Genomic DNA, 9,517 nt, shown 5'->3' with positions numbered 1-9,517 from the left:
GATAGGTCGCATCTGTTACTCAACGCCTGTTACTCCGCAGTATGCTGTGAGCGCGGGATGCGACCCTTCGTTGCCTCAGGGTGACATACTGTGTGTGAGTACTGAGTAGTGTGCTCAACGCTCGTCACTAACGCCCGTCATGTCATTTCGACGAAGGATAGGTCGCATCTGTTACTCAACGCCTGTTACTCCGCAGTATGCTGTGAGCGCGGGATGCGACCCTTCGTTGCCTCAGGGCGATTACTGTGTGTGAGTACTGAGTGTGAGTAACGGATGGACTTATCTTTAATCGGTTAAATGGGTTAACCACTCTAACCATCCTAACCCTTACTCCAAAAGCGGTTCTTTCAGTTGTTGGAAGGTATTTACAACTTCGAGAATGCTGTTGATTTCTGTGGAAGTTAGTAAAACATCCGTTGAGGTTTCTGTACAATGCTGAACGTAGTAGTAAAACAAGTCGTTGATGCTTTGAGCATATGCAGCAAAATTGGGGTTGAGGTCGTAGAGTGTGGCTAGAAGCCCTAGGTTGTGCTGATCGTTGTTGGTGAATTTTGGGGATTGTGGGAGTGCATTCATAAGTAAAAATGTTAGAAAATAGAAAACTCGTACGGTTTAGGTGTCCTAACGTTTACATACTTAGTTTACGTTTGCGGTTGTTTCCAATACCGCCACCATGCCATACGAGTAAAATTCTTTCTTTTTTATGAAAGTATGTAATTAAATAGGAGTTGTAAAGTAAAGTGTTTTTATACAAAAATAAAAATGTAAGGGATTGATTTTTAGCGTTTTATTTGTTTTGTGAACGAGATTTATAGTTTGTGTTTGAATTGGTTAACATAGTAATCAGTTATCACTTATCTGTTATCGGTTGGGATTTTCTGAATAAGCATTTGTTCATCAACGCTTATTGTTCAACGCTCGTCACTCACATACAGTATGTCATTTCTCCTTTCGTTGAGGTGATTACTATGCGTGGGATCAGTTCTAAAGATTGAGAATTTGTACAACAAACAACAAACAACCATCTCACCATCCTAACTCATCGCTCACAAACAATCACATTAAACAATTCTTTTACCATATTTCGGAATTTTTTTCCATATCTTTTTTCTAACTCAGTGGGGGATAGTGCTGTGGTGATATGAAGTTTAGGGTAACTGGCATCGTATCGCTGTTCATAGAAATGTTCAACAATATCGTAAATCACATCACAAGAGGTGCCATAGTGTTTGGCGATAAACTCTTTACCAACATTATCTAGGCAGATGCACTTGGCATTTGGCGCAAAAATGGGGGTAAATATTTCATAGCCTTTGCATGAAAAATCTTGTGCCAATAGACGGCTTACCTTGATGTCGTAATTTTTTTTGTGTGGATAAAAGGATTGTGTTAAACGCATAAAGGCCGTTTTTCCACTTCCTTCTTCGCCCATAAGTAAAAGCCCTTTGTTTGAGGATAGTTTTAATGAAGCCATGACCTTTTGATCGTCAATAGCATAGGCAATGAGTTTGTAGAAAAGTTCTTTCTGACGAGAAGTTAGCGTAAAGTGATAACCAAAAATAGCCTTTCCACGTTCTTGAATAAAAGCAAAGCATTGATCAAGATCGTACATCTTGGTTTGATTCACCAAAGTGTAAGTATCCGTGATTTTTAATTTATAGGGGTTCATGAAATTTATTTTTTTGAATTGATGGATTTTTTTCTTTTATATCTTGGTTATTGTTTATTTGTTTATTATGTTTTAATATGTGTACCACTTCTTGTCCACTACTTGTATCACTACTTGTATCACTACTTGTACCACTACTTGTATCACTACTTGTATCACTACTTGTATCACTACTTGTATCACTACTTGTATCACTACTTGTATCACTACTTGTATCACTACTTGTTCCATTATTGCTACTAGTAGTGTACACTGTGGAACTATTATTTTTGTTATCTAAAGGAGTCATCATAACGTTACTTAATCCATATTTTGAATTACTCGCTTGGTAGTTGATCAATCCCCACCGATGTAAATCGCGCATGCATTTGCTGTACGTGCTATTGCTGCCAATTTTACTGCGGTTCATTAGCTCGTATCGGTTAATACCAAAGCGAGACGCAAATTGGAGGTTATTCCAGGTTTGAAATAGAGAATAATAGAGAGCAATATGAGAAGGAGTTGCTTCTGTATTTGTTCTGAAAAATTCTGATAAGGCATTCAAGTGCCGAATGTAGTTTACCATGGGCTACAGAGTTTATGTTATTATTAGAGTCAAAAATAGCATTGGCTTTTGTTTGGTTTATTTTAGTTAATAGTTTATGTTTTGTGTTTTTTCGTTTATTATTTGTTAATTGTATTTATATTGGGTGTTTTTATTGGTTATTTTATATTTTTAATTGATTTATCATCGTGATGAATAAGATGTAATTTCATAAATTGATTAATGAAAAATTTAAATGAAGTTTTAAGGCAAAAAGAAAGGATTATGGATCAATATGTTGTTCCTTTTGTCATGAATGAGAAAAGTTTAGCCATTAGCACAGCAAAACTGAGAAATTTGCTCTTAGAAATGCAAGAGATTACGAGTAAGAATCAATTCAGATCTCGTAAAAAAGAGATTACCTTCTACAGCAAAGACCTCATGGATATCTTATCTAGTTATTGGTTTTTACATGAAATAGGACTTTTGTATAGCACGATGCCACTCGATCAGTCGCTAAAAACAGCTTATCTCAACCAGAAATGGCAGTATTACTGTAGTTTTAAAAGTCAATATTATCACCAATATAGTCTATACTGCATTGAAAATGAAGTGTTAGATTGGCAAGCAATCAAGTACTATTTCCATACCAATAATTTACAGTGCGCATTTACATTCTTTGATGCTACCTGTGTTTTTTTATTTTCTGCTTATTTTAAAGCTCTACAACTTATATTGGAACAATTAGAATACGCGATGTCTACTTCTTCATTTTCATTTAATCACCGGCCTTTGCGGTGGAATAAATCTAAAATAGACCTAAGTTTGTTGGTGTATGCCTTGTTTGAGTTTAATAAAAACGATGACGAGAAAGTGTTGTTAATTGAATGGACCAATGCATTTGAAAAACTATTTAATACCTCAATTAGCAAGAACTTCCATCAAACTTTAAGCGCTTTTCAGAAGCGAAAAAATATAGATTATACTATTATTTCTCAATTAAGGGATATCATTCAGGCCAAGTATATGGATATAGAGTAACACATAGAGCATATTGTTTTTTAGAAAAATCAGTAAAAAACTAAGGAGGTTGTAAACCTCCCTAGCCATTTGGGGCATCCTTCTTGCCTTTTGCTATTCTTCTTCAGTAGTAATCTGACTTACCGCGGATAGAATACCTCCTGCAACAGCCATATAAGTTGCAATGGTGGTTATTAGAACGGGTAAGGCTACTGGAGCAGCGAGAATTCCTCCGCTAATAGCTACTAAACTTAGCCCTATGGTTCTTAGCGTTTTGAAGAACTTCGGCGTTGGTGCTTTGACACGTCGAATGATTTGTTTCATAATTTTCCTTGTTTTATTAGATTAATAATGGCGTCTTCAGACGCTTCTTTAATAGTTAATTGCAACAGCTGATCAGTGGGTATTGCTCCTGTGTGTTCTAATAATTTTTGCATGGCTAGTTGAGAGCGGTGTCCCCATGTAGAACTTATAATGCGACTAACGGGAGCAATGCATCCTTGTAGTTCTAGTTGTACATTGTTGGCGGTATGAAATCGAATACCGTGGCGATGGGGAACCTTTTTAATTTCAATGTGATGTTTAAAATGTTCATTATAGCACGGTTTTAGGGGGTAGGTTCCCTCTAGAATGCAAGAGATGTACGCCTTGTTATTTAACCAGGGTAATTCTAACGTAAAGCAGATGTTTTGATCATTAAATTGCAATAGCCCGTGTGTGGCCTCAGGGAAATAAACCCGGTGTAATGTTAATTTATTCATAGCGTTATATTTTTGATTCGTAAAATCCAAAGTTGAGCGAAATTGAAAAGCTGTAAAACAAGGGGGGGAGCAGTTGTCCTATAAAGGGAAAAGAAAAGTGTAAAAAGGAGTAAAAAAGGTGTTCTTGTTCACTGAGTATACAAGTAGTGAACTACAAGAAAAGCATCAGATTGTTCCATTATCTTCCAGGTCTAAACAATCAATTAAAAAACAAGAAGAATGAACGGAGTAAATAGCAAGAAAAAGAGAATGATTATTTACGCAATAGACGTTGTTGAATTGACGGGTAGAAGTTATAAAACAGCGTTGCGAATTTTGAATGAGGTACGAGTATTTTATGCTAAACCTCCTAGAGCTTTTGTCTCGTACAGAGAATTTGCCATGTATATGGGGTTGGATGAAAATGAAGTATTGGAATTTATAAATGGAGGAAAATCGGAGAAAAAATAGTATTAAAGAGCTTTAAACTGTGTTTAAGGCTCTTTTAATTTTCAATAACTCCATGTAATCCCTCGTAGTTATTGAGCATTTTCTTATGATCCAATAGACCTTCGTTATGGGTTTGTTATACCTTCGTTAGGTGTTTGTTTGGTAAAAGCCCCTAAAACCTAACAAACACCTAACAAACATCAAACAAACCCAAAAGGAACTGCGAATCAACTTTAACTAAAGTGTTGATTTATAGTTTTTTGTATTTTTTTATTTAGAGTAAAAATGGAAATTTACACCTTTGTTTTCCCTGAAATGGAAGAGTACGGAAGGGGGTGTTGTGCGTTTTTCTTTGTTTTTTTAGTATTGCAAGGAGAACATTAGTGAAGGTAGCTACGACGCATAATCTCAAAAATTAGTATTCATCAATTAAACGTTACAATCATGGGAAAAATGGACAATGGATTAACAGGCGGTTTTAGAGGAAAACTCGGAACAGTTGTAGGAGCAAAGATGAACGGACAGTACATTGTCCGTAATGCACCCAAAAAAGGAGGAAGAAAACCAACATCGGCTCAGTTGAATCACCGAAATAAATTTAGATTGGTTTCTAAATTTCTGCGTCCGATAAATAAAGTAATCAAGCGCTTTTTTGATCCTGATACGGAAGCAAAGTCTAAAATAAATATTGCTTTAGCCTATCACCTTAAAGAAGCAGTGAAAGAGATGGATGGTGAATATGTCATCGACTTTGAAAAGGTAGTCATTAGCAAGGGAATTCTCATTACTATTTTTGTGGATCAGGTAATCCTGGAAAATAAAGAATTTACCATCACTTGGAGTTCAAATTCAGTATTTAATACTATAGGGGCAACAGATACACTGACGCTTGTTCTCTATCAAAAATCAACCAAATCTACGTTTGTTTTTGAGAATGTTGTCCAGCGTAGTGCAATGGAATTTAAATTTCAATTACCTGGTAGCTTTGAAGAAACAGGGTATGCACTCTGGGGATTTATGTCGGATGAAGCAGGAGTTGAATGTAGTACAAGTCTCTTTCTGGGAGAGTATTAGTCGGTTAATAGTGAACAGTAATCGTATTCTTGCCCTTGATGCTAGAAACAGACGGGGTTGCAGTTTGGTTGTTTTTTACCAATAGTGAAGAAGTAGTATACTGTGAGCGCGGGATGCGACCCTTCGTGGCCTCAGGGTGATTACTATGTGTGGGTATTGAGTATGCTCAACGCCCGTCATGTCATTTCGACGAAGGAGAAATCGCATCCGTTACTCAACACCTGTTACTCTCGCCCGTCATTCACGCTCGTTATGTCATTTCGACGAAGGAGAAATCGCATCCGTTACTCCTCAGTATGATGTGAGCGCGGGATGCGACCCTTCGTTGCCTCAGGGTGACATACTGTGTGTGGGTACTGAGTATGCTCAACGCCCGTCATGTCATTTCGACGAAGGAGAAATCGCATCCGTTACTCAACGCCTGTTACTCTTGCTCGTCATTCACGCTCGTCACTAACACCCGTCACTAACACCCGTCATGTCACCTCGACGCAGGAGAAATCGAAACGTAGTGAAGATTCATCGAACTCCAAAACAAGATATAAACTCGGTGAGATAGGTCGCATCTGTTACTCAACGCCTGTTACTCTCGCCCGTCATTCACGCTCGTCATGTCACCTCGACGAAGGAGAAATCGCATCTGTTACTCAACGCCTGTTACTCCGCAGTATGCTGTGAGCGCGGGATGCGACCCTTCGTTGCCTCAGGGTGACATACTGTGTGTGGGTAACTGTGTGGGTATTGGATGGAACACAACGTTTAGTTGATTCGTAAAGCGTATTCACTGTTAGTCTCATCATGTAGTATTGACGCACCGGATGTCACCTGAATGATGGTACGTTATTTGTGATATCTAACAGAAAAGATGTACAAAGATTTTGATGAGAATAGTCCTGCGGGTTACCATACTTACTATGTTTATATTATGACAAATAAATATAGAACTACGTTTTATATTGGCGTAACGAATGATTTGAAAAGACGGGTGTCTGAACATCAGAGTAATAAAGAGAATAAGCCTAAAAGTTTTACAGGAAGGTACTTCTTAACTGATTTGATTTATTTTGAAACTTTTACTTGGATTCAAAACGCTATTCCACGAGAAAAGGAATTAAAAAAGTGGAGTAGAAAGAAGAAACTAAACCTTATTCGATCAACTAATCCTATGTTGAATACACTGATTGTTTAAAAGCTAATGGGTTACCTTTTAAACACTTTAATCCTTTTAACTAAGTTTATGTATAATGTGATTTGAGCACGGGATGCGACCTCTCCTTTCGTCGAGGTGACATACTGAGTGTGGGTACTGAGTGTGGGTACTGTGTGTGGGTACTGTGTGTGGGTACTGTGTGTGGGTACTGTGTGTGAGTATTGTGTGTGAGTATTGTGTGTGAGTATTGTGTGTGAGTATTGTGTGCTCAACGCCCCGTCACTCAACGCCCCGTTATGTCATTTCGACGAAGGAGAAATCGCATCTGTTATTCAACGCCTGTTACTCTCGCCCGTCATTCACGCCCGTCATGTCCTCGACTTAAGAGAAATCGGAGCACTGCGTAGATTCATCGAACTCCAAAACAAAATATAAACTCGGTGAGATAGGTTGCATCTGTTACTCAACGCCTGTTACTCCTCAGTATGCTGTGAGCGCGGGATGCGACCCTTCGTTGCCTCAGGGTGACATACTGTGTGTGGGTATACAGCGGTTTAGTTGATGTGTAAAGTGTATCCACTGTTAGTATCATCATGCAGTATTGACGCACCGTATGTCACCGCGACGAAGGAGAGGATTAACAACCAATTTTTCCATTCACTGCCTGCAATTCGCTATTAATAAAAGGAAAATTCATTTTTTACTCTCAATTTTTTAATAGTATAGTTGGGTTACCGGTAGGATATTAACGTAATATTTTTGTATAATTTCTTTTCATGTACTGTTTTGTGAAATACAGACAATAGTGATTAACTTAATTTTATGTTTTGTTAAATTTTAGTAGTATTGTGCATATTTTTAAAATTAGCTTAAAATCGTTGAGAATAGTTTGTTTTTTGTATAAAAATGAAGTTTGTTTTTGCGTTTATTGAATTAAAATTCATTTCGTTTTAGCTATTTATTAAAATAAAATCAATTATTACTTAATATAAGTAGTGAAAAACTAATTATGTAATAAATGCAGTAAAAACGAATAGAGGACCTACTGGTACAGCATTCGTTTTCTAAACGGACTAGTCGTCCATTTCTGCGTTTAAAATTTAAGTTATGCACAAAACCTTACTCTATTCCCTCCTAATTTTAGGCTCTAGTTCGCTGAGCTGTTTCGCACAGCAAACATTTAAAAATTCCCATCAATTAATATGGATAAAAGGGCTGTCAACGGCTGAATCTCAATTGGGATTTAATTACAATACTCGAATTCAGATCAGTGGTGAATTTCCTGTATTGAACAAAAAAATCACTTCTTCTCAATACAGTTATGTTTTTTATGTTTTGAAGAGCATAAAAGAAGGGGAAAAACTTTTCTCTATATACAATGGTGATTTATTGCACAGTTTTTATACAGATGTAATTAAATCAAGTTTGGAAGCGAAGGTGGATTTGGCATATTTAGCGAAAGGAGCAATTGTCAATTTTAATTTTTCTAATGTAGATTTTCGAAATGGTACAGCAAAAGAAATATTTTATTTAGATAATTCTTATGATAGATCAAAAACTGCTTTGTATGAGGTCTTAATTTGCAAGGATTGTTCTGAACCTTCTGTCCGCGATCAGATAGAAACCTATTTGGCTCTAAAGTATGGAATTACCTTATCTAATAAAGAAAAGTACAAGAGTAGTAGGAATGTAGCAATTTGGGATGCTCAATATAATTCATCATTTAATCACCATATTATTGGAATTGCTAAAGATTCTTATTTTGGTTTGGAGCAACGTGCAACTTCTAGTAATGAGGAACAAGAGGTAATTCTTAAAAAAACGGATAATCAAATTCCATTGGCTAATCAAACTTATTTATTGATAGGGGATAATGGAAAGGAAAAAGCCTTTGATAATCAAAGCAATCGTTTTAAACGTCAATGGTTGGCTCAAAATAAGGGAGATCATGATGTAGCTGTAGATTTAGAAGTTCTTGTTACACCAGAAAAAGAGATAAAGTATCACCTGTATACTTCTACAGGAAACGAGATTGCTCATGATGAATCTGATACAATTAAATTGAGCTTTAAAAACATAAGACTTAATAAAAGAACGGATACGTATTTATCTATTGGAAGAACAAAACCGTTTACGATTGAAGTAAAACAAGATACTTTGGGTATTAACCAAAGTTATAAGCTACTTACAAATGAACAAGGAGAACCTCCTTTCTCTATTCAGGCAACGGATTTAAAAACACAAAAGGCTTACTTTTTTGTTAGTGAAAATGCAACATACGCCTTAGAAAACTTGCCGAGTTCAACCTATGCTATTGTCGTTCAAGATAGCCAGCAACAAAAAGCAGAAATACCTGAGATTACTTTAGATTTTACTGCGGCTAATCAAATTCAATTAGCGTCGAGTTGGGCATTAAATGGACGCGAAATGTTGGATATTAAACCTCAGTTGAAATCAAAGGAAAAGCAATTGGGCTATCGTTGGTATTTGGAAGATAAACTAATTTCTACTGCACCCGTGTTACGCGTAAATTATCCTGGAACTTTTACGCTAGAAGTAACTGATGTTCGTGGAAAATATCAGCGTTTTGGTTTCACGGTAGATCGAAAAATAAAAACCGAAACTTCATTGGATGAACAATGGTTGGTTAGTCCGAATCCTGTGAATGCTGGAGAAGAGTTCAGCGTACATTATTTGTTTGAATCAGACAAATATGTGGATTTTTATATTTATACCCTAGAAGGAAAATTTATTCAACGCAATAAACTAGGATTTATTAGCGGAGGAGAGTATACGTACCGTTTAGCAGGTAAAACAACTTATTTGTTGGTTTCTATCATCAACAATAAAACATCTTTTCAAACCTTAATTGTTAAATAACCCTTACTATC

At 36.5% G+C, this 9,517-nt stretch carries 10 protein-coding genes; 5 read left to right on the top strand and 5 right to left on the bottom strand.

What is annotated here, in order from left to right:
- Positions 1-327: 327 nt before the first annotated feature.
- The 3 genes from HX004_RS13895 to HX004_RS13885 form a co-directional block, all read right to left on the bottom strand.
- A complete protein-coding gene (locus HX004_RS13895) occupies positions 328-576 on the bottom strand; it encodes a hypothetical protein (protein WP_286443203.1) in 249 nt (82 codons plus the stop codon).
- A gap of 463 nt (positions 577-1,039) precedes the next feature.
- Complete coding sequence (locus tag HX004_RS13890; protein ID WP_286443202.1) at positions 1,040-1,669, bottom strand: hypothetical protein; 630 nt, start codon at positions 1,667-1,669, stop codon at positions 1,040-1,042.
- Complete coding sequence (locus HX004_RS13885) at positions 1,656-2,234, bottom strand: hypothetical protein (RefSeq protein ID WP_286443201.1); 579 nt, start codon at positions 2,232-2,234, stop codon at positions 1,656-1,658. The genes HX004_RS13890 and HX004_RS13885 overlap by 14 nt, the downstream gene beginning before the upstream one ends.
- A 243-nt stretch (positions 2,235-2,477) precedes the next feature.
- Here HX004_RS13885 and HX004_RS13880 point away from each other — a divergent pair, with 243 nt between their 5' ends.
- Positions 2,478-3,233, top strand: a complete 756-nt coding sequence (locus HX004_RS13880) for a hypothetical protein (protein ID WP_286443200.1) — start codon at positions 2,478-2,480, stop codon at positions 3,231-3,233.
- A 93-nt stretch (positions 3,234-3,326) separates the two neighbouring features.
- On the opposite strand, the gene HX004_RS13875 is transcribed toward HX004_RS13880, so the two are convergent.
- Both HX004_RS13875 and HX004_RS13870 read right to left on the bottom strand, forming a co-directional pair.
- The gene (locus tag HX004_RS13875; RefSeq protein ID WP_286443199.1) at positions 3,327-3,536 is read right to left on the bottom strand and encodes a hypothetical protein; all 210 of its coding nucleotides are present in this window, start codon (positions 3,534-3,536) and stop codon (positions 3,327-3,329) included.
- The gene (locus HX004_RS13870) at positions 3,533-3,973 is read right to left on the bottom strand and encodes a DUF5675 family protein (RefSeq protein WP_286443198.1); all 441 of its coding nucleotides are present in this window, start codon (positions 3,971-3,973) and stop codon (positions 3,533-3,535) included. Before HX004_RS13870 ends, HX004_RS13875 begins: the two co-directional genes overlap by 4 nt.
- Before the next feature lie 219 nt (positions 3,974-4,192).
- Here HX004_RS13870 and HX004_RS13865 point away from each other — a divergent pair, with 219 nt between their 5' ends.
- From HX004_RS13865 to HX004_RS13850, 4 genes are all read left to right on the top strand, one after another.
- Positions 4,193-4,423, top strand: coding sequence for a hypothetical protein (locus tag HX004_RS13865; protein WP_286443197.1), 231 nt, complete (start codon positions 4,193-4,195; stop codon positions 4,421-4,423).
- Between the two features lie 423 nt (positions 4,424-4,846).
- Positions 4,847-5,476: a DUF6266 family protein gene (locus tag HX004_RS13860; RefSeq protein WP_286443196.1), complete on the top strand. Its 630-nt coding sequence runs from the start codon at positions 4,847-4,849 to the stop codon at positions 5,474-5,476.
- An 865-nt stretch (positions 5,477-6,341) separates the two neighbouring features.
- Positions 6,342-6,665: a GIY-YIG nuclease family protein gene (locus HX004_RS13855; RefSeq protein WP_286443195.1), complete on the top strand. Its 324-nt coding sequence runs from the start codon at positions 6,342-6,344 to the stop codon at positions 6,663-6,665.
- A gap of 1,068 nt (positions 6,666-7,733) precedes the next feature.
- Positions 7,734-9,506 carry a DUF8202 domain-containing protein gene (locus HX004_RS13850; RefSeq protein ID WP_286443194.1) on the top strand — a complete coding sequence of 591 codons (1,773 nt, stop codon included), beginning with the start codon at positions 7,734-7,736 and terminating at the stop codon, positions 9,504-9,506.
- Positions 9,507-9,517 lie beyond the last annotated feature (11 nt).

The organism is Myroides sp. 1354 (genome assembly GCF_030324495.1).
In the GTDB taxonomy this organism is placed as follows: Bacteria; Bacteroidota; Bacteroidia; order Flavobacteriales; family Flavobacteriaceae; genus Flavobacterium.
This window is presented reverse-complemented; position numbering and strand designations above follow the sequence as displayed.

What these genes read in the sequence shown, in the direction of transcription:
- HX004_RS13855 (WP_286443195.1), top strand. Translation starts at nt 6,342, where the DNA reads ATGTACAAAGATTTTGATGAGAATAGTCCTGCGGGTTACCATACTTAC.
- HX004_RS13850 (WP_286443194.1), top strand. Translation starts at nt 7,734, where the DNA reads ATGCACAAAACCTTACTCTATTCCCTCCTAATTTTAGGCTCTAGTTCG.
- HX004_RS13860 (WP_286443196.1), top strand. Translation starts at nt 4,847, where the DNA reads ATGGGAAAAATGGACAATGGATTAACAGGCGGTTTTAGAGGAAAACTC.
- HX004_RS13895 (WP_286443203.1), bottom strand. Translation starts at nt 576, where the DNA reads ATGAATGCACTCCCACAATCCCCAAAATTCACCAACAACGATCAGCAC.
- HX004_RS13865 (WP_286443197.1), top strand. Translation starts at nt 4,193, where the DNA reads ATGAACGGAGTAAATAGCAAGAAAAAGAGAATGATTATTTACGCAATA.
- HX004_RS13870 (WP_286443198.1), bottom strand. Translation starts at nt 3,973, where the DNA reads ATGAATAAATTAACATTACACCGGGTTTATTTCCCTGAGGCCACACAC.
- HX004_RS13885 (WP_286443201.1), bottom strand. Translation starts at nt 2,234, where the DNA reads ATGGTAAACTACATTCGGCACTTGAATGCCTTATCAGAATTTTTCAGA.
- HX004_RS13875 (WP_286443199.1), bottom strand. Translation starts at nt 3,536, where the DNA reads ATGAAACAAATCATTCGACGTGTCAAAGCACCAACGCCGAAGTTCTTC.
- HX004_RS13880 (WP_286443200.1), top strand. Translation starts at nt 2,478, where the DNA reads ATGGATCAATATGTTGTTCCTTTTGTCATGAATGAGAAAAGTTTAGCC.
- HX004_RS13890 (WP_286443202.1), bottom strand. Translation starts at nt 1,669, where the DNA reads ATGAACCCCTATAAATTAAAAATCACGGATACTTACACTTTGGTGAAT.